General features: G+C 38.7%; 24 protein-coding genes. 2 read left to right on the top strand and 22 right to left on the bottom strand.

Annotated elements, in window-relative coordinates; all coding sequences use genetic code 11:
* Positions 1–22: 22 nt before the first annotated feature.
* The 8 genes from HMPREF1117_RS02580 to HMPREF1117_RS02545 form a co-directional block, all read right to left on the bottom strand.
* Positions 23–1,054 (bottom strand): acyltransferase family protein, encoded by a 1,032-nt coding sequence (locus tag HMPREF1117_RS02580; RefSeq protein ID WP_000355826.1) that lies wholly within the window; start codon positions 1,052–1,054, stop codon positions 23–25.
* A gap of 71 nt (positions 1,055–1,125) precedes the next feature.
* Positions 1,126–1,356: a DUF1146 family protein gene (locus HMPREF1117_RS02575; RefSeq protein WP_081480237.1), complete on the bottom strand. Its 231-nt coding sequence runs from the start codon at positions 1,354–1,356 to the stop codon at positions 1,126–1,128.
* Between the two features lie 57 nt (positions 1,357–1,413).
* The gene (locus HMPREF1117_RS02570; protein ID WP_000742532.1) at positions 1,414–2,451 is read right to left on the bottom strand and encodes a SepM family pheromone-processing serine protease; all 1,038 of its coding nucleotides are present in this window, start codon (positions 2,449–2,451) and stop codon (positions 1,414–1,416) included.
* Entirely contained in the window at positions 2,435–2,923 is a 489-nt protein-coding gene (gene coaD / locus HMPREF1117_RS02565; protein ID WP_001280721.1) for a pantetheine-phosphate adenylyltransferase, read from the bottom strand. Before coaD ends, HMPREF1117_RS02570 begins: the two co-directional genes overlap by 17 nt.
* A complete protein-coding gene (gene rsmD, locus HMPREF1117_RS02560) occupies positions 2,913–3,452 on the bottom strand; it encodes a 16S rRNA (guanine(966)-N(2))-methyltransferase RsmD (RefSeq protein WP_025171559.1) in 540 nt (179 codons plus the stop codon). The genes coaD and rsmD overlap by 11 nt, the downstream gene beginning before the upstream one ends.
* A gap of 64 nt (positions 3,453–3,516) precedes the next feature.
* Positions 3,517–4,509, bottom strand: a complete 993-nt coding sequence (gene asnA / locus HMPREF1117_RS02555; RefSeq protein ID WP_000748006.1) for an aspartate--ammonia ligase — start codon at positions 4,507–4,509, stop codon at positions 3,517–3,519.
* 110 nt (positions 4,510–4,619) lie between these two features.
* The gene (locus tag HMPREF1117_RS02550) at positions 4,620–5,303 is read right to left on the bottom strand and encodes a Bax inhibitor-1/YccA family protein (RefSeq protein ID WP_001016902.1); all 684 of its coding nucleotides are present in this window, start codon (positions 5,301–5,303) and stop codon (positions 4,620–4,622) included.
* Positions 5,304–5,358: 55 nt separating this feature from the next.
* The gene (locus tag HMPREF1117_RS02545; protein WP_007556217.1) at positions 5,359–6,099 is read right to left on the bottom strand and encodes a TrmH family RNA methyltransferase; all 741 of its coding nucleotides are present in this window, start codon (positions 6,097–6,099) and stop codon (positions 5,359–5,361) included.
* Between the two features lie 33 nt (positions 6,100–6,132).
* On the opposite strand from HMPREF1117_RS02545, the gene HMPREF1117_RS02540 reads away from it, so the two are divergent.
* Entirely contained in the window at positions 6,133–6,411 is a 279-nt protein-coding gene (locus HMPREF1117_RS02540) for an acylphosphatase (RefSeq protein WP_001174615.1), read from the top strand.
* A 78-nt stretch (positions 6,412–6,489) separates the two neighbouring features.
* Entirely contained in the window at positions 6,490–7,416 is a 927-nt protein-coding gene (yidC, locus tag HMPREF1117_RS02535) for a membrane protein insertase YidC (protein ID WP_000849065.1), read from the top strand.
* A 174-nt stretch (positions 7,417–7,590) separates the two neighbouring features.
* Here yidC and HMPREF1117_RS02530 read toward each other — a convergent pair whose 3' ends face one another.
* The 14 genes from HMPREF1117_RS02530 to rsmA form a co-directional block, all read right to left on the bottom strand.
* Complete coding sequence (locus tag HMPREF1117_RS02530) at positions 7,591–8,679, bottom strand: sensor histidine kinase (RefSeq protein WP_000532634.1); 1,089 nt, start codon at positions 8,677–8,679, stop codon at positions 7,591–7,593.
* Positions 8,649–9,335, bottom strand: coding sequence for a response regulator transcription factor (locus HMPREF1117_RS02525; protein WP_000323579.1), 687 nt, complete (start codon positions 9,333–9,335; stop codon positions 8,649–8,651). Before HMPREF1117_RS02525 ends, HMPREF1117_RS02530 begins: the two co-directional genes overlap by 31 nt.
* A gap of 61 nt (positions 9,336–9,396) precedes the next feature.
* On the bottom strand, positions 9,397–10,116 hold the full coding sequence (locus HMPREF1117_RS02520; protein ID WP_007556194.1) for a hypothetical protein: 720 nt from the start codon (positions 10,114–10,116) through the stop codon (positions 9,397–9,399).
* Position 10,117: 1 nt separating this feature from the next.
* Positions 10,118–10,903: an ABC transporter permease gene (locus tag HMPREF1117_RS02515; RefSeq protein WP_001185218.1), complete on the bottom strand. Its 786-nt coding sequence runs from the start codon at positions 10,901–10,903 to the stop codon at positions 10,118–10,120.
* A gap of 1 nt (position 10,904) precedes the next feature.
* Entirely contained in the window at positions 10,905–11,615 is a 711-nt protein-coding gene (locus tag HMPREF1117_RS02510; protein WP_000438098.1) for an ABC transporter ATP-binding protein, read from the bottom strand.
* Positions 11,616–11,782: 167 nt separating this feature from the next.
* On the bottom strand, positions 11,783–12,577 hold the full coding sequence (gene pflA, locus HMPREF1117_RS02505) for a pyruvate formate-lyase-activating protein (protein WP_001288291.1): 795 nt from the start codon (positions 12,575–12,577) through the stop codon (positions 11,783–11,785).
* A 125-nt stretch (positions 12,578–12,702) separates the two neighbouring features.
* A complete protein-coding gene (locus tag HMPREF1117_RS02500; RefSeq protein ID WP_000856508.1) occupies positions 12,703–13,953 on the bottom strand; it encodes a diaminopimelate decarboxylase in 1,251 nt (416 codons plus the stop codon).
* 65 nt (positions 13,954–14,018) lie between these two features.
* Positions 14,019–14,846, bottom strand: a complete 828-nt coding sequence (gene purR, locus HMPREF1117_RS02495; RefSeq protein WP_025171558.1) for a pur operon repressor — start codon at positions 14,844–14,846, stop codon at positions 14,019–14,021.
* Positions 14,847–14,951: 105 nt separating this feature from the next.
* Positions 14,952–15,893, bottom strand: coding sequence for a 3'-5' exoribonuclease YhaM family protein (locus tag HMPREF1117_RS02490; RefSeq protein WP_000703173.1), 942 nt, complete (start codon positions 15,891–15,893; stop codon positions 14,952–14,954).
* The gene (rmuC, locus tag HMPREF1117_RS02485; protein WP_000449147.1) at positions 15,883–17,139 is read right to left on the bottom strand and encodes a DNA recombination protein RmuC; all 1,257 of its coding nucleotides are present in this window, start codon (positions 17,137–17,139) and stop codon (positions 15,883–15,885) included. Before rmuC ends, HMPREF1117_RS02490 begins: the two co-directional genes overlap by 11 nt.
* Position 17,140: 1 nt before the next feature.
* Positions 17,141–17,803 (bottom strand): thiamine diphosphokinase, encoded by a 663-nt coding sequence (locus HMPREF1117_RS02480; RefSeq protein ID WP_000006140.1) that lies wholly within the window; start codon positions 17,801–17,803, stop codon positions 17,141–17,143.
* Entirely contained in the window at positions 17,766–18,422 is a 657-nt protein-coding gene (gene rpe / locus HMPREF1117_RS02475; protein ID WP_000084980.1) for a ribulose-phosphate 3-epimerase, read from the bottom strand. The genes HMPREF1117_RS02480 and rpe overlap by 38 nt, the downstream gene beginning before the upstream one ends.
* A 10-nt stretch (positions 18,423–18,432) precedes the next feature.
* Positions 18,433–19,311 (bottom strand): ribosome small subunit-dependent GTPase A, encoded by an 879-nt coding sequence (rsgA, locus tag HMPREF1117_RS02470; protein WP_001161997.1) that lies wholly within the window; start codon positions 19,309–19,311, stop codon positions 18,433–18,435.
* A 1-nt stretch (position 19,312) separates the two neighbouring features.
* Complete coding sequence (gene rsmA, locus HMPREF1117_RS02465; RefSeq protein WP_001216828.1) at positions 19,313–20,185, bottom strand: 16S rRNA (adenine(1518)-N(6)/adenine(1519)-N(6))-dimethyltransferase RsmA; 873 nt, start codon at positions 20,183–20,185, stop codon at positions 19,313–19,315.
* Positions 20,186–20,195: the final 10 nt, after the last annotated feature.

Raw genomic sequence — 20,195 nt, 5'->3', positions numbered from 1 at the left:
CTTATTTCCTTTGCTGTTGATTTTATACTGAACTTAGCTTCAAACTAATCTTACTAATTGCTTTATGAATAAGCCAAGCAAAAGCTAAACTAATCATTAAAACAAGAATCGTAAATAACACATCATTAAGACTCGATGACACAAATATTTTTCCTAATATAGACATTACAAGACCATGTATCATATATAATTCGAATGATATCTTACCTACAAAAACTAAATATTTATTTGAAAAATTTAGTTTCTTCATAAAAAGAACAATGAAATAAACTGTAAAAATGAGATTGTCCACATTAGCAGCAATCGCATAACTATAGCTATCCTTCAAATTTAAATAATTCAATAAATTATTATACTGGTGTGAAACAAAAAGTAACACAGTGATTAAAATAAGTACGACAAAATAATGTTTTTCTAATATTTTATCAATCTTCTCTTGATTTTTAGCCCATATTAAACCAATAATAAAGGCAAGAGTGCTGTTATACCACCAAAAACCATAGCCTAACTTTATAGCTAAGCAGATAAAACAGAATATAAATATTGTATTGAGAACAATAGATAATACCTTATTATTAAAAAATTTAAAAGATAGATAGAAGCATAAATACAAAAAGATAATTACATTTACAAACCATCCATTGTATATAATAGTTCTTCCTTTTACAAACAAGTTAACAAAAAAAGTCAAATCCAACAATTGTCCATCCAAAACTCTGTAAATCAGATAAATTGAAGAAATAGCAAAAAATGGAAACAAGATTTTTGAAAGTCTCCTGATTAAAAAACTATCCAGGTAATTATTTTTATTCTCATTTTGAATATATAATCCGTAGGCAGATAAAAAGAAAAAGATAGATACAATATAAGTTCCCATATATGAGAAATTAGAAAATTCTGTACCTGTTGTAACCCATTGAGACAAGTGGTGAAAAATGATTCCTAGAGCCAGGAAACCTCTTAGACCCGATGTGGTTTTAACATTTAGATATTCCTTATTTTGAGGTAACAAATAAATCAATAACGATATCAGTAATAAGATTACAATATCCATAAACACTCTTACTTTCTATAAAGTTCTTTGTAGCAAAAATAGCTTATTGAGGGGAACTCATTGATAAACATTCATAGTAGCCCTCTAAACGCTTCTTGCCACAACTGATATAAACTGATAAAGAAAGAACTCAAGATATAGCCCATTACAATGCTGAAAAAGGCTACTAGTAAACGAACTTTTCCTGTATTCTCAGTTGTCACTTTTAAAACCTTTTCCCATCTAACAAGATCCTTTAAAAGGTAAAAACTCACATAAATAAAGAGCATGTGACTGCTTAGAGTGAATAATAATTGAACCATTTGACTATTATACCATCTTCTCCACTTCTTCGCTAGTTTGGAAACTCTCACCTTAAACTAGGGATTGTTTTTCAAGTAATCAATGGCATCTTGCAAGGTTTTAACAGGGACAATTTTCATTTCTGTCTTGATTTCTTTAGCAGCTTCTAGGGCCGTTTGGTAATTGTTTTTTGCATCAGAATGAGCTTTTTTCTCCTCTTCAGAAACTGGATTATCCGGAGCAAAGAAAACTGAAGCCCCTTGTCTAGCTGAAGCTACAACTTTCTTGTCAACTCCTCCAATGTCACCCACATTGCCATCACGGTCAATAGTTCCTGTCCCTGCTACAATACGTCCATGACGAAGAGCTGGATCAGCTATCTGGGTGTAAATGGCAAGACTAAACATAAGACCAGCACTTGGCCCCCCAATTCCAGCTGTTGAAAATCGAATCGGAACATTGCTAGTCACTTCTGTACGGTCAATCAAGCCAATACCAATCCCGTTCTTACCATTCTCTAAGGTGATAATTTTTCCTTCAGCAGACTTGGTTTGCCCATCTTCTTCATAGGTCACCTTAACCGTATCACCTAGCTTTTGTGAATTAACGTAATCAATTAAATCTTTGGAACTATCAAATGTTTTATCATTGACTGCTGTGACCGTATCAGAGATATTTAAAATACCTTTAAAGGTTGAATTATCCGTCACAGTAAGAACATAGACACCAAGATACTTGAGTTCAATTTCTTTCCCAGCTGTCTTAAGACCTTGATACTTGGCCATGTTTTGTGATGTTTGCATGTAGAATTGATTGATCCGCATAAATTCAACATCAGAAGACCCACCAGTGGTTTCTTGAGCACTACGAATATCTGTAAAAGGTGTTAACCAAGCATAGATAATATGAGCTAAAGTAGCATGCTGGACACCAACAGTAACATAATGATAGGCTCCTGCTTCCTTATCTTCTGTGTCATTGACTTTTAATACTTGACGAATATCTTCAGAGCCACCTGGAACTTCTATATAGTAGGGTAATGGCACTACAAAGGCCAAGAATGTAACTATTAGGGTAAGAATGACATATAAGGGCCATCTAGTATTTTTTTTCATTTCTTATTTCCTCCAAAATACTATTAGGAACATACGGAGCAAGATCCTGACCAAATTTCAAAAGTTCTCGAACAGCTGAAGAGCTGATATAGAGATGTTCTTGTCTACTACGTAAATAAATAGTCTCTATTTCAGGAGACAACTGATGATTGTAATAATCAAAGCTCGCTTCATATTCAAGGTCCGTCGCATTTCTCAAACCTCTGACTAAAACAGTAGCACCTAATTGCTTTGCGACATCAACTACTAATTCATCATGAGAAAGCACAACATCTACATTTTCCAAATGATTTAGAGCATTCACTAATCCTCTTTTACGGCTTTCAAGTGTTAGAAATCCTTCTTTGTGAGGATTATAAAAAATACCAACATAAAGCTTCTCAAAAAGCTTGCTAGCTCGCTCAATGATATCCAAGTGTCCATTTGTCATTGGATCAAATGAACCTGTAAATAAACCGATTTTATCTGACATAAACTGTCACCTTACTAATTCCATAAATTTTTTCCTTCCAGATTCCAAGGCAAGCAATTTCTTCTGGAAGTTCTACAGATTTATCTGTCTCACATACCACCATGACATTTTCCGCAAAAAGCTCTCTTTCAGCCATTTTTTCAATATCTGCTACGATTTGTTCCTTGGCATAAGGAGGGTCTAAGAAAATGAGGTCAAATTCCCCAGATACCTGTTCCAATGCCCTTTCTGCATCTATCTTGAGGAGTTGAAATTTTCCAACTTCCTTGGTCATCTGAATATTTTCAGCTACAACTGCTTGGGCTTTTCTGTCTCTCTCCACTAAAACTGCACTGGACATGCCACGCGATACTGCTTCTATAGATAGTCCTCCGCTACCTGCATAGAGATCCAAAACACGTCCCCCTTCAAAATAGGGACCAATCATGTTAAAAATAGCTCCTCTAACCTTATCTGATGTCGGTCTAGTTGTCTTTCCTTCTAACGTTTTGAGAGGTCGCCCTCCATAGATTCCTGATACAATTTTCATACCGTTTATTATACCAAATAATAGGCAAAAAGAGAAAGAAAACCGAACCTTACGGTTCGATTTTCTACAAGATATTTTCGTAAGTATCACGGACTTCTTGAGGCCAAACACTAGTTTGAACTTCTCCGATGTGTTTCTTACGAAGAAGAAACATAGCCATACGAGATTGTCCGATCCCTCCACCGATCGTTAGTGGGAATAGACCGTTCAATAAGGATTTGTGCCATTCCAATTCCAAGCGGTCTTCATCACCTGTGATTGCAACCTGACGACGCAAAGTATCCTCGTCTACACGAATCCCCATAGAAGACAATTCAAATGCTCCACCTAATGATTCGTTCCAAACAAGAATATCTCCATTTAGACCCTTGTAGCCATTCTCAGACTCACTAGTCCAGTCATCATAGTCCGGAGCACGGCCATCATGCGGTTTACCGTCTGACAATTCCCCACCGATACCAATCAAGAAGACTGCTCCAAATTCTTTACAGATAGCATTTTCACGTTCTTTCGGTGTCAAATCTGGGTAGCGTTCTACCAACTCTTCTGTATGGATAAAAGTGATTTGTTTTGGCAAGATAGACTCGATGTCATAGCGAGCTTCAACAGCTAGTTCTGTCAAACGAATGGCCTTATAAATCTTCTCAACTGTTTCTTTTAGATAAGCGATATTACGTTTACCATTTGGGATAACCTTCTCCCAGTCCCACTGGTCAACATAAACAGAGTGGGTTGCATCTAAGGAATCTTCATCTGGACGAAGGGCCTTCATGTGGACAAAAAGACCTTCTCCCTCACCGAAACCAAAACGGGCCAAAGTATGACGTTTCCATTTAGCAAGTGAGTGCACCACTTCATAAGTAGCATCAGGGATTTGAAGAACCTTGACCGATACGGCATTCTCAACACCTGATAAATTATCCTGCATCCCGTCGCCGACCCTGCTCAAGATAGGACCTTGAACTTCGACAACTTCTAACTTATCTTTCAAATACTGGGTAAAAGTGTTTTTGACAAAAGAAATTTCTTCTTGTTGATGGATAAAACTTTTCTTCATAAACTACTCCTCAAAAATTAATTAAAAGCATTATACACCTATTTTCGAGAAAAGAAAAGAGAAATTTTAAAAAAATCAGTGTCGCTCAAAACACTGATTTCATAGACCTTCTAATCATTTCGACCGAAGATCCGTAAAATACTTAGGAAAAGATTAATAAAATCAAGATAGATACTGAGAGCTGCTGAAACTACCCAACCTGTTGATACACGACCCTGTGATTGTTCATAGGCATAGCGAATTCTTTGGTTGTCCCAAGCAATCAAGCCAGAGAAAACTAAAACCATAGCTACGCTAATCATATAATCAAAGAAACCGCTAGCCAAGAAAACATTGACCACCATTGCAATAATCAAACCGATAAGAGCTGCCATCATAGCACGACCAACCCCACTCAAATCTTTCTTAGTGAACATACCAACTGCCGCCATGACAACAAAGAGAAGGGCGCTCGATACAAAGGCGGATAAAACTGTTCCTGGAGTATAGAAGGCCACCACAAAACTGAGGGTAAATCCGTTTAATACTGAGTAAAGTAAAAATACTGGAAGAGCCGCTGGACTATTCTTTGAAGCCATACTGCTGGCAACAAAGACCAGAGCTAGCTCTGCAAAAGTAGCAATGGTCAACCAGAGACGCCCCTGCATCAAAAAGTAAACCAACTGAGATTGAAAGATCGTCAACATAAGGCCTGATACTAAAGCGGATAGTCCGATCCCCAGACCAACAAAGGCATAAACCTTAGCGTAAAATTGATTGAGACCTGCGCGGTCATGAATAATAGTATGATTCATATTTTTCTCCTTTGTCTTTGAAGCTTTCCATTGATTATAACAAATAAGGTTAAAATTAACTTAAATGGAAGATGAGAATACCCGCTGCGACTGCAACATTTAGACTCTCTGCCTGTCCCTTCATGCTGATATGAACTAGTTTATCTGCACTTTCAGTCATAAGGCGACTAATTCCTTGACCTTCATTCCCCATGACTAGTACAAAATTTTCTATAGGAGGCATTTCTCTGTAGTCAACAGAATCTTTAGATAGGGTTGTTGCTAGTACTTGAAGCTCCACTTCTTTAGCTTTATTAAGCAAAGTTTGAGAGTTCATCCGATAAATCGGCAAATGAAAATGGCTGCCCTGCATAGATCGGAGAGTTTTAAGACTATAGATATCAGCTGACTTGTCTGAGACAATCACTCCTGTAAAACCGGCCGCATCCGCAGTCCGAATCATGGTTCCCACATTACCAGGATCTTGGACATCCTCTAAAAATAGAAACTTGCCTCCCTTAAAATCGAACTGTCCGCCTTCTTCTTTTTCAACAACGGCGACAATTCCCTGTGGAGTCTGAGAATCTGCCAAATCTAGCAAAATATCCTCTGACACCCAGACAGTTTGCGGAAACGAGGCTAACTGATCTCGATAACTTTCTAGGGCAAAGATCCTCTCAATCGTCACTCCAGCTTGGACAGCTTCTTCAAACAAGTGCCAGCCTTCAATCAAATAGGCTGTCTTGCGGTATTTTTTTTGATGTAATTTTTTGGCGTTTTTTACCACAGAATTTGCTTTTGAAGTTATAATAGTCATAGAAATATTATAACACAATCAAAGGAGATTGGTATGCAAAAGGTTAGAATGATTGCGCAAGGTAGGGTGCAGGGAGTTGGTTTTCGTTGGGGTGTTTACAGCTTGGCACTTGAAATTGGTGGCATCACAGGTCGAGTATGGAATAACGACGACGGTACAGTAGAAATCTTAGCACAGGCAGATTCATCTGCTATTATGGCTAAATTTATCCAAGAAATCCGAAAAGGACCTACACCTTTTTCAAAAGTCAGCTACTTAGATGTTAAATTAAGCAACTTTTCTCCCTATCCTGACTTCAAAGTCTCAAATTAGGTCTATAGAACTATTGTATATTTTGTAAAAAAACAGTAGAATAGAAAGGTATTATTTTTAAAAGAAGGAATGAACACATTGAAAACTATTAAACGTTTTGCCCTCTCAGCTATGGGAGTGGCTATGTTACTTGTCTTGACTGGTTGCGTTCAGATTGATAAAGCAACAGGTAAGCCAATTGGTCCCGTTTGGGATTTCTTGGGTGCCCCGATGGGAGAAGCTATCAAGTACTTCGCTACTGATAAAGGGCTAGGCTTCGGTGTCGCTATCATTATCGTAACCATTATCGTGCGCTTGATCATCTTGCCACTTGGTATTTACCAATCATGGAAGGCAACGCTTCACTCTGAAAAGATGAACGCCCTCAAGCACGTACTTGAACCACACCAAACACGTCTCAAAGAAGCGACAACTCAAGAAGAAAAACTCGAAGCCCAACAAGCTCTCTTTGCCGCTCAAAAAGAGCACGGTATTAGCATGTTTGGTGGTGTAGGATGCTTCCCTATCCTCCTTCAAATGCCTTTCTTCTCTGCAATCTTCTTCGCTGCGCAACACACTGAAGGTGTTGCTCAAGCAAGTTACCTCGGTATCCCGCTTGGTTCACCAAGTATGATCCTGATCGCCTTTGCTGGTATCCTCTACTATCTTCAATCACTCCTTTCTCTTCATGGCGTTGAAGATGAAATGCAACGTGAACAACTTAAGAAAATGATTTACATGAGTCCTCTCATGATCGTCGTCTTCTCCCTCTTCTCACCAGCCAGTGTCACACTTTACTGGGTTGTTGGTGGTTTCATGATGATTCTTCAACAGTTTATCGTCAACTATATCGTTCGTCCTAAACTACGCAAAAAAGTACGTGAAGAATTAGCCAAGAACCCACCAAAAGCAAGTGCTTTCTCTACACCAAGTGGACGAAAAGACGTTACTCCTGAACAACCAACTGCTATCACAAGCAAGAAAAAACACAAAAATCGCAACGCTGGAAAACAACGTTCGAGATAAATCTACGTATATTACAATAATTAAAAAAACGAATGAATGATAAATAGTTTTCATCAACTAGATATCATCATTCGTTTTATTATCTACCGTTACATCTTATACTAATCGAAAAAGTTAAATAGTTTAAAAGCTCACATATAAAAACGATTCAATCAGAAACTAACAAGTAACTCACTATGATTTAATACAATTCACAATCATTAAAACTTCTGCTCCCTCGTCTCTATTTCTAAGCTCAACTCGGCCTTTGTGTAGTTTTGCAACTCTACATACAAAACTAAGTCCAATACCATAATGTTGCTCTTTAACCGATCTAGCTTTATCCATACGATAAAAGAGCTTCCCAAAATTAGTTAAAACTTCCTCTGGAAATTCAGAGCCATTATTCCATATACCTATTTTCAATTCTTTCGCTTCTTGCTCTACCCTAATGTTAATTTTAGGATTCTGTTTATCTGCATACTCCAAAGCATTTGTTAAAATATTTTGTATGGCACGAATCAGAAGAGATGGATTTATATAATAGTTTTCAGTTCCTTTCACATTTTGTTCAAAAGAAAACTTCATCTGATTTTTTATCAAAAAAGAGACTTCTTTCTCTAATTCATTGATAAAATCTGAAGAGGAATATTCCGTCCAACCTGTCTCATCATCATAATAGGTTTTAGAATAGTGAATCAATTGATTGAAATAATCTAGTAACTGTTGACTAGCTCTTTCTATATCTGCTAAGCATTCTTGAGATTGGTCGTTTTCAGTTATCGCCTGCAAAAATTCCACATTTCCCCTAATAATGGTTAAGGGAGTTTTTAAATCATGAGAAGCTGCTGAAACCTGAAACATCAAATCTTCTTTCTGCTGTTTCTCATCAACTATTAATTGTCGAATTCTATCTTGCATCACAATAATCCGATTTCCTGTCTCACGAAATTCTTTAACCGTTAAACTTTCTGTACGTTCCCTCTCCAACCACATACTATTTTCATAAATCAAAGTCATTTCATAACTCAGTTTTTTCAACAATTTTCCAATGTGATAACTTATTAGAACAATCAATAAAACACAAATATATATCCATGATGACACATTAAAAAAGATTGATAGAACACCACTATTTTTTAGAGGTTCCCCGTCTTCATTTATTTGTATAGATACTGAAGCTAAGGGAATAAGATAGGCCATTAGTAAGCCAAGACTAAACTGCCAAATAATTCTCCAACAGGTTTCTCGAATTAATTGTCTAAAACTTTTGATTCTACCCATTGATATCCTCCACCGTACAAGGTTTTAATTGGATTTAATTGATAAGGTTTCAGCTTTTGACGAATTTGATAAATGTACTCTGAAACCGAACGTAAAAGCGCTTCTGAACTTTGTGGATATAGATAATTATAAATTTCCTCTATAGAGTATATTCTACTTGGGTTGCTTGCCAAAAGATTCACTATGTCAAATTCCCTCCTTGTCAAGGCAATCTTATCATCGTTTACAAATAGTTCCTTACTATCCGTATATAGTATAAGTTTCCCAATCTTTATTTGATGAACATTTCCTTTAGTCCGTTCTTCACGACGCAAGTGCATTTTAACACGTGCTAAAAGTTCTTGCATACTAAAGGGCTTCATAATATAATCATCAGCACCTGCATTGATTCCAGCTACTAAATCTTCATCCATATCCTTGGCAGTTATAAAACAGATAGGAACAGTTATCTGCTCGCGAATCATCTGACAGATTTCTAAACCACTAATAGGCATCATAATATCTAATAGAATCAAGTCAAAGCCTGTAAAATCACAAAGATCAATCTCTTCTATCTTATTTCGTATGACTACTTCATATTTTTCATATTCTAGTACTTTTTTTATTAGGCGAAGAATAGCAAGATCATCATCTACAACCAAAATTTTATAAGCCATAACTCACCCTCCTGAATATATTATAGCACTAACTGAGAAAAAGACAGGATATCCCCTGTCTTTAGCGTAAATTTTTTCCTATAAGTATCAATGTAGCAAATAGAAAAACAATTAATAACCAAACTATTTGTATCCCTAAGCCTTGCCACACTGGATAATAAAGAGACAATGGATAGGTATAAAAACAATTCATACTAGCCAGTAATGGTAAATTTCTAAAAAAAGAACTGAATTGTAATAACATTTGCCCCAACCCCAATAAAAGGGATAAACTTATTCCCAAAATTAAGATAAAAGACTGGGAAATAAATACAAAAATACCACTTAAAAGAGAGAAGGTTAGAATAGAAATACAAGCTGGAAATAGAATTGTTAGAACATGTTTAATATTACTCAAAAGATTGATATTGTAGTATCCTTGCGCGATTAGTATGCATAATGATATTACAGCAACCAATAATACAATTTCCATACATAATACAATAGCTAGTTTACAGATTATAAATTTCAAACGATTTGGACATGTAAGAAAACTGGTACGAAGGCTAAAACCTGTAAATTCTTGACCTATAAATAGAACCGCTAGACTAACGAAACCTGCCTGTCCTAAATAGAGACTTTGCAGTAGCTGTTCCAAAACAAACTGTAGAGTCAACTGGTCTGGCTTATTATTTAAAAAAATAACTAACGCTGGAACACACAGTAATAGAGCACCTATAATCAACCAGTGCCAAGGATTCATCATAAACTTGAGATACTCACTTTTAAGTTGTTCTTTCAACTTATTCACCTCCTCCGATATCTGACTTAAGTAATCGGTAGATTGCTAAAGCCAAGAATGAGAAGTTCCAACAAAGTAAAAGTAAAATATATTGTAAACTATTATGTTCTAAAATTTGAGGAGATGTAGCAATCAATCCTTGCCCCAATGCAACTGGAAGAAATTTTGCAACCGATATATTGTTTGCTAAGAATGTTCCTAAATTGTAGACTTGAGGAAGCAAAAATAATAGAGGAACAATGGCTGTTTTAAATGTCAAAGCCATAATATAGGCCATCAATCCCAACAAAGTCCAAGCTATACTGGCTAAAAATATATAGAACCAAACTGTTCCATTTAGTGAAAAAAGCAATAAGCCATCTTGTCCTAAAACATAATGTGTCATGTTAATCGTAAGGAATATTGATAGAAAGGAAATGAAAAAAGAAAATACAAGCCAAACTAATGTTTTTGAAACTAGGAAAGTACTTCGATTTGTAATAGAGAGGAGACTTGTACGAATAGCAGAGCATTTATACTCCTCGGCTCCGTAAATTGAGCCTAGGATAATCATAATAAAAACACCAAATAAAGTGACATCAAAACCTAAAAATTCAATAGGAGGTATAGCTTCTGCTAATTCTGGATTTGTCTCTGGTGTAGCATGGATACCAACTGAAACAATTTGAGAAGCACCAATATTTGCTAAAAACGTTTGAAATACCAGTATCAAGAATAGTACAATGTGAGTAGCTCTCTTATAAAATAATTTCAATATTTCAGAATGAAAAGAGTAAATAAGTGCCATGTCACTTTCCTCCTTCTGTCAAACTAAAGAAGACTTCTTCTAGTGAAGAAAGATTTTTCATCACTTCTTGTAAAGTCCCTTTTATAAGAACTTTTCCTTTATTTATGATAACTACATCATCTGTTACTGCTTCCACTTCCGATAATATATGAGATGATAGCAAGACTGTTTTCCCTTCTTGAGCTTGTTTTTTTATAAACTCTCTAAACCACCGAATTCCTCTTGGATCCAACCCATTAGTCGGTTCATCCAATATCAGATATTGAGGATTTCCTAATAGAGCTGTTGCAATTCCCAAGCGTTGTCCTTCTCCTAATGATAATTTCCCAATTTTAGATTTTTTCTTATGACTAATATCCACCATATCCAAGACTTGTTCAATTCGCTGACTGGATATCCCATTACTAGCAGCAACAATTTTCAAATGTTGATAAACAGTCCGATCATCAGGAGCACCTGCACTGTCAAATGAAGCTCCTACAGTCTTTAAAGGAAATTTTAATTCCTTATAAGTCTGATCTCCAATTTTGGTAAGACCAGATGTTGCTTTGTCTAATCCTAATAAAATACGTAAGGTTGAACTTTTTCCAGCTCCATTTGGACCTAGGAAAGCAGTCACTCTACCTGCTTTTGCTTCAAAAGAAATATCTTTTAAAATTTGAGTTTGGCCATATGACTTACATAAATTTTTAATGGTAATACTTTGTTCCATGATATTCTCCTATTCTATTTAATATTTCTAAAAGTAACTATATGTTACACATTCTTTTTCGGATTTTTTTCAGAATTTAGAGAGTAAAAAAGATTTAAAATTTTATTTCATTTAATTATCTAGATTTGTGTAAAATTAAAAGCCCGATGTTCCCATCAGGCTCTTTTTTATCCATGTACACGTTTCATGTAGTCTTGGTAACTTTCTGTATCCATAAGTTTTTTAGCATTTTTCACGCGTTCTGCTGTTGGTGGTTTGACCCCTTCGAGTGAATACGGAATTCCTAGTTCACGCCACTTGAATTCACCCATAGTATGGTAAGGCAAAATTTCAAACTTATCAACATTTTTGAGGGTCTTGACGAACTTACCAAGTTCAATCAAGTCATCATCTCTATCTGTCAAACCTGGAACTAGCACGTGGCGAATCCAGACAGGTTTTCCAATATCTGATAGATACTGGGCACATGCCAAGATATTTTTATTGGTTTGGCTAGTAACAATCTTGTGCTGTTCTTCGTTGATTTCTTTGATATCCAAGAGAACCAAGTCGGTGACAGCCATGAGTTTGTCAAACTTTTCAAGGTAACGTGGTTTATTACGGAATGGAAGGGCACAGGTATCCAAGGTACAGTGGATTCCCTTTTCCTTAGCCTTAGTAAAGAGGGCTATCAAGAAGTCAATCTGCAAGAGGGCTTCTCCTCCACTGACTGTAATACCACCCTTATTCCCCCAGAAACCGCGGTAGCGCAAGGCCTCTTCCAAGACATCATCTACCGTCCGTTCACTCGATTTATTGGACTCCATAGCCCAAGTGTCCGGGTTATGGCAGTACTGGCAACGCATGTGGCAGCCCTGCAAAAAGACAATAAAGCGAATCCCAGGCCCATCTACCGAACCAAAGCTTTCTGTCGAATGCACCATTCCTGTCACTTGTCCATAATCAATTGTTTCTTCAGACATATCGTTACCTTCCTTGAAAACGTTTTATAGTTTTATTATATCACGACTTGAAAGAAAAACAAGATTTTTGCCTATTTTTTAGAAAGCAATCTGTTTTTCAATTTCATTTTCAATTAATTCTCAGATTATTCTTCAAAATCAAAACCATACAAGGTTGCAAAATAGTCCTCAGGGCGCTCTGCACGGCGGATTTGACGAGCTTTGCCTTCTTCAGTATAGAGGATTTCCGCAGAACGTAATTTGGCATTATACTGGTAGCCCATTGAAAATCCGTGGGCACCTGTATCATGAATTACCAGCAAATCACCGATTTCTGTATGAGGCAGTTCGCGATTCACTGCAAATTTATCATTGTTTTCACAGAGTGAACCAACCACATCTACCACTTCAGCTGGTCCATCTGGATGTGTCAGATTAGTGATATGGTGGTAGGCTCCATACATGGCTGGACGCATAAGGTTAACTGCTGATGCATCCACACCCAGATAAGTACGATAGGTTTCCTTCTTATGAGTAACTCTTGTGACTAAAGCACCGTGAGGAGCTAACATAAAGCGACCTAATTCAGTGAAAATCTTAACCTGACCAAGACCTGCTGGAGTAAGGACCTCTTCATAAACCTTACGAACTCCTTCACCAATCAAGAAAATATCATTTGGCTCCTGATCTGGACGATAGTTGACACCGATCCCACCAGAGAGATTGATAAAGTCTAGTGAGATTCCCAACTTTTCCTTTATTTCAACAGCCAATTTAAAGAGCTGACGGGCCAACTCTGGATAATAGAGATGGGTCACCGTATTTGATGCTAGGAAGGAGTGAATCCCAAAGGTCTTGGCTCCTTTTTCCTTCAAGATGGCAAAAGCTTCAAAGAGCTGGTTCTTGGTCATCCCAAACTTGGCCTCACCAGGATTGTCCATAATATCTGTACCCAGTTCAAAAACACCACCAGGATTATAACGACAAGAGATGATTTCTGGAATTCCTGCTGCACTCTCCAGATGCTCAATATCTTCAAAAGCATCCAGGTTAATGGTCGCTCCCAATTCACGTGCATAAGCATATTCCTTATCTGGTGTGTTGTTTGAAGAGAACATGATTTCAGAACCCGGAAAATCCAGTTTATGACTCATTAAGAGCTCTACATAACTAGAGCAGTCCACGCCACAACCTTCCTCTCGAAGGATTTTCAAGATAGCTGGGGTTGGAGTAGCTTTAACAGCAAAATATTCCTTAAAGCCCTTGTTCCACGAAAAGGCTTGGTTAACAGCTCTTGCCTTCTCACGAATTCCCTTCTCATCATACAAGTGAAAGGGTGTCGGGAACTCGGCAACAATCGCTTCTAAATCTTCTCTATTGATAAATGGTGTTTTCATAAGCTTTCCTTCTATTCTATTTGCAAAGAAAGGCTGGGACAATCGTTCCAACCTTTAGTTCTCTCTTATTTATCTTCGTCAAAGATATTGCCAACCTCAACATCGATGGCTTGGTTCTTGACATCAATATTGGTCACTTTCAGAAGTGACTTGTAATCAAACTGCTTTTCACGTTCTTCCTGAGCATTGTCAGCAAAGACTGCAACACCAGCCAAGTCTGAATCAAATTCACGAAGGAGACTAATCATACCATTAATGGTCCCTCCACCTTTCAAGAAGTCATCCACAATCAAGACTCGACTACCTGCTTTGAGGCTGCGTTTTGAAAGGAACATTTTCTCGATACGATCACCACTTGATCCTGATACATAGTTAACACTGACTGTTGAACCTTCAGTGATCTTTAAATCTCGACGTACAATGACAAATGGAACATTAAGAACGTTAGCTACTGCATTAGCAAGCGGAACACCTTTTGTCGCAACAGTCATCACCGCATCGATTCTTTGATCCATAAAACTTTTGGCAATGATACGACCAATGTTTTTCAAAATAGCTGGTGTACTTAAGAGATCCGACAAGTAAATATAGCCACCTGGCAGGATACGATCACTCTCTGATAACTTATCACGCAAGTCCTTTACCATTTCTTTGGCTTCCTGACTTGAAATTGATGGTGTAAAGATAACACCACCACCTGCACCTGTAACAGTCTGAATATGACCGATTTCAATTTCCTCAAAAGCTCGTTTGATAATCACGATATCCTCTGAGATGGATGATTTAGCAGATTCGTACTTTTCAGCAAAAGTATTGAGGCTAGTTAATTTATAAGGATTATTAATCAAATAGTTGGAAATGACAACCATCCGATCACTTCTTCTTAATTTCATTTTGATTTCCCATTTCATTTAATTTTGATATTTTTTCCATTATACCATATCCATATAAAAAAACGAACATTCTTGTCTTAAAAAATGTTCATTTTTCTTAAATTATTAATCTAAATCTGGTTTATAGAAGGAACGATTGTCCATAGCGAAGATTTTATTGGTCATCTCACCTTTATCAACCAAAGCAAGAGCAGTTGACATCATCATCATACGGGCATCCAGATTATCAATCATATGAATAATCTCGGCTTCCATAATCCTTGGACGAACGGGACTTCCATATTCTAGCAAACCATGGTGACTGAGGATAACGTGACGAAGCAGAACGACTTCTTCCTTGGTATCGTCGATACCGAGCTCCATAACTGTCTTGGTAATTTCGCTATCAATTAGAGCGATATGCCCAAGAAGATTGCCTCGTACTGTGTACTCTGTTTGATCTGGGCCACTCAGCTCTAATACTTTGGCCAAGTCATGCAACATAATGCCAGCATATAGTAAGCTCTTATTGAGCTGAGGATAGACATCACTAATAGCATCTGCCAAGCGTACCATAGTAGCTGTATGGTAGGAAAGACCCGTCTCAAAGGCATGGTGGTTGGTCTTAGCAGCTGGATAAGAGTAAAATTCCTTGTCATACTTGGCGTAAAGACTTCGGACAACTCGTTGCCATATAGGATTCTCAATTTTGAAAATCATCTGCGACATATAGTCACGAATTTCCTTGACATCTACTGGTGATTTGATCTTAAAGTCTGCTGGATCATGGGGTTCTCCAGCCTGAGGTAGACGCAGGGTAATTTGATTAACCTGTGGAGTATTGTTATATACTTCTCGGCGCCCTTTCATGTGGACAACCTTACCTGCGGTAAAAGCCTCAACATTATGAGGTTGAGCATCCCATAATTTTCCTTCAATCTCACCGCTATCGTCTTGGAATGTAAAGGCCAAATAATTTTTTCCAGCACGGGTCTGTCTTAGTTCTGCTGACTTGATTAGATAAAAGCCATCGAAATGCTCATCTTTCTTCATGTGACTAATCTTCATATTCTTCCTCATCTTCTTGAAAATGGAGTAAATCAAGCGCAAGCTCACCTTCTGATAACTCAATGTGACGGAGCGTCCGCTCGATAGCTGTAGTGCGACGGTTTAATAATTCATCAATATTGCCAGAGGCATGTTGAAGATGTTTCTGTGCCTTGACCAAGATCCCCCCAAACTTGCCGAACTCAGTCTTGACGCTGGCTAGGGTCTTACTAATATGGTCAGCACTCTTTTGGATATTAAGAGTTTTAAAGCCAACTGATAGAGAGTTAAGAAGGGCAGACAGAGTACTTGGGCCAGCTACGATAATCTGTTCCTCCCGTCTCAAAGCGTCAAAAAAGATTGGATTACGGACGATTTCTGAGTAAAGCCCCTCTGTAGGTACAAACAAAACTCCAAAATTAGTCGTTCGTGGCGGGGCCAGATACTTACTCTTGATATCCTTGGCAAAACGCTTGACGCTTGCTAGGAGAGATTTGCGGCAACGTTCGATTTCTTCCTTGTCACCTGCTTCATAAGCTTCTTCTAAGCGGTAATAATCCGCCAGTGGAAACTTAGAGTCAATTGGTAGATAGACGTATTCTTGGTCGCCTTGTCCGGGTAACTTGATGGCATACTCCACTCGTTCACTGGAATTTTCCACTGTTGCAAATTCTCGTTCATACTGGGCAGGGGTCATGATATCTTCAATAATTTGTCCCAGTTGTAATTCTCCTAGAATTCCCCGTGTCTTAGTTCCAGATAACACCTTATTAAGAGCACCGACATCACGCGCAACTGTCTGCATTTCACCGAGCCCTCGATTGACAGATTCCAATTGCTTGGAAACCGTTTCAAAGGAAGCCTGCAAACGTGTCTGCAAGGTTTTTTCTAACTTTTCCTCAACCGTTTGGCGCATTTGTTCCAATCGTTGCTCATTGGATTCCTGTAAGGCTTGAAGACGTTGATCGGTCTTATCTCTGGTTTGGAGGAGATTCTCAGTCATTTCTTGACGAATCTGGGTCAGACCTTGGTGCAGTTCGATACGAACCTCCTGCAAGCGGTCGCTAACAGCTACTTCTAGGTCTTTTTGGTCAAGTTGACTAGCTTGTCTGGATTGCTCAAAACGGTAATCTAGTTGATCTGAAAGATGATCTGCTTGGTCTTCTAGACTATTTGCTAGATTTTTCTCCTGTTTATCTTGCCTCTGCCAGATGAGAAAGAGGCCTATCAGATTGGCAACTAATAATACAAGAAGTAAAGTCTCCATGCTACCTCCTATCCTTGCTATGTAGAACAACCACATAGCCATCTAGGCAAGTCACGGAAACTTCCCTATCTATATATTCGTTAGAAGCATAAACTTTTTTAAAGAAATAATTTTCCTCTGTCAACTCATACTTGGCTCCAAGAATTGTCAGCTGGCTATCCCGAACCGACATAAAAGCTAGATAGTCGTAGTCTGAACGGGGATGTAACTGACTGGTCCCTTCTGGACAATAGGTAATCAAGTTTTGCCCATCCTCAATTTCTATCTGACGCATATAAGGTACCAACTTAGGATTGCTAGGCAGAAAGACATTGGCCAACATATGGTCAATACGGCCACCCAAAGCACCAAAGATAGTTACCCGAGCCTGAGAATTCTTTTCAAAAATGGTTAAGAGAGCCAATTCTAAATCTGTATCGTCTTTCTCCGGATGAGCCTGTATAAAGTCAATACTGTGTTCTTTAATCAACTGGCGTTCTTTTTCCGTCACAGAATCAAAATCTCCAACTGCTAAAGCAAGAGGCAAGTCTTCTTCCAAGACCCAGAGCGAGCCTCGATCCACACCGACAAAGCAATCAAAATCTGTCCGATAATGACTTCGGTCTCCGCCTGCAAAAACGGCAACTCTAGTCCAGTTGTTTTCTGAGAGTTTGTACTCGCTCATTGACTTCTCCCTTAAAGACATAGGAACCTGCTACAAAAACGGTCGCACCAGCTTCTTTAGCTTGAGCAATAGTTTTATCATCAATCCCACCATCCACTTCGATTTCAAAGTTCAAACCTTTTTCCTTACGAAGTGCAACCAACTCACGAACCTTATCCATGGTTTCAGGTAGAAAAGCTTGCCCACCGAAGCCAGGGTTCACTGTCATGACTAAGACTTGGTCAACTAGGTGAAGCACGTGCTTAATCGCCTCAACAGGCGTACCAGGATTGATAACAACAGATGGCTTAACACCGAGTGAACGAATTTTTTGGAGGGCACCATGAATATGAGACGTTGCTTCCACATGGATGCTGATGATATCTGCTCCTGCACGTGCAAAGTCTTCTAAATGATGCTCTGGATTAGCTACCATCAAGTGGCAGTCAAAGACCATCTTACTATGGGGACGAAGACTCTCGACCACACCCGCACCAAAACTGATTTGCGGTACAAAATGACCATCCATGATATCGATATGGGCATACTCTGCCCCAGTTGCTTCTAAGCGCTTAATTTCATGTTCAAAGTTGGCATAATCTGCTGCCAGAATTGACGGAGCAATCTTATATTGAGACATAGTTTTCTCCTTATTTGGGAATTTTTTTGCTAACTTTTTTGTAGGTTTCTCTACGATTTTCAATTTCACTGAGGAATTGCAGGTAGTTGTCAAAACGGAAAGTGGCAACGGATCCTTCTTCTACAGCTGGCTTGACAGCACACAATGGTTCATGGGTATGGGTACAAGTTCGGAACTTGCAATCTCGGCTCACAAATGCAAGATCTGGGAAAGCTTGATTGAGGTCTTCAGCCGTTGCCACTTCATAATCCAGGGATGAAAAACCTGGTGTATCGGCTATCTTGCCACCATTAAGGTTGTAAAAACTAACAGCTCGAGTAGTGTGGCGCCCGCGACCCAGACTGTCTGAAATTTCTCCTGTTTCAAGATTGAGGTCTGGTGCGATTTTATTGAGAAGAGTTGATTTCCCAACACCTGTCTGCCCCATAAAGACCGTTACTTTGTCTGTTAATAGAGGCAAGAGATCTTCCTTACTGGTCACAAAGTCATAGCCGATGGCACTATAGGTCTGCTGGTAATAATCCAGTTCTCCTCTATCTTCCAGTAAGTCCATTTTAGAAATATAGATAATGGGATGAATGCCCTTGTGTTCCAAAAGAACCAAGAACCGATCCAGCAAATTGCTGTTAAATTCAGGTTCCTTGACGGACATGATTACTACAGCTTGGTCAATATTGACAATAGGCGGACGGACTAGACTGTTTTTTCGTTCGTGAATCTTGAGAATGTAGCCTTCTGAATTTTCCTCGGCAGAGAAATCTACCCAGTCCCCAACGTAAGGGGTATGACCTTTTTTACGGAAATTTCCACGCGCGCGTGTTTGATAAACCTGGCCGTCACTCTCTACATAGTAGAACCCAGCCAAGGCTTTAATGATTTGTCCCTGCATCTTAGAGTCCTTGCCCTTTAAGTGAATCTGCTAGGCTGGCAAATTCTTCCAAGCTGAGAGCTTCCCCACGCACACTTGGTGACAAGCCTGCCTGGTCTAGAGCCTTGGTCAGTTTGTCCTTGACTTCTTCAGTCTTACCAAAGTAACCTGTCAAGTTATTCCACAAGGTCTTACGGCGATGGGTGAAACTTGCCTTAGAGACCCTAAAGAAGAAGTTCTCATCTTCTACTGCTACAGCTGGCTCTGGACGACGCACCATTTTCAAAATAGCAGAGTCCACATTTGGCGCTGGCACAAATACCGTACGAGGCACGATGAAGGCAACCTTGGCAGTCATGTAGTACTGAACCGCAATCGACAAGCTACCATATGCCTTGGTATTTGGTTGAGCCGAGATACGGTCTGCCACTTCTTTTTGCATCATGACGACAAACTCACTAAAAGGAATTCCACTCTCGATCAAGTGCATGAGAATAGGCGTCGTGATGTAGTAAGGCAAGTTAGCTACTACCTTAATTGGAAGGTCAGGATTTTTGAAATTCTTGATATGTTGCGCCAAGTCAACCTTGAGAATATCCTCGTTGACAACGGTCACATTATCAAAATCACGCAAGGTATCCGCCAAAATCGGTACCAAACGGTGGTCAATCTCAAAAGCCATCACTTCTGCTGCACACTCTGCCAAAAACTCGGTCAAGGCACCAATCCCTGGCCCAATTTCAATAACATTGACCTGGTCATCAATCTCAGCTGTATCTACAATCTTTTGAAGGATATTGGTATCCGTCAAGAAATTTTGCCCGAAGGACTTTTTAAAGGTAAAACCGTGACGCTCCAGCACTGCCTTGGTCACGCTATAATCTGCAATTCTCATCTATTCTCTT

This window comes from Streptococcus sp. SK643 (assembly GCF_000259505.1).
In the GTDB taxonomy this organism is placed as follows: domain Bacteria; phylum Bacillota; class Bacilli; order Lactobacillales; family Streptococcaceae; genus Streptococcus.
The sequence above is the reverse complement of the archived record's forward strand: the minus strand, read 5'-3'. Positions and strand labels throughout refer to the sequence as shown.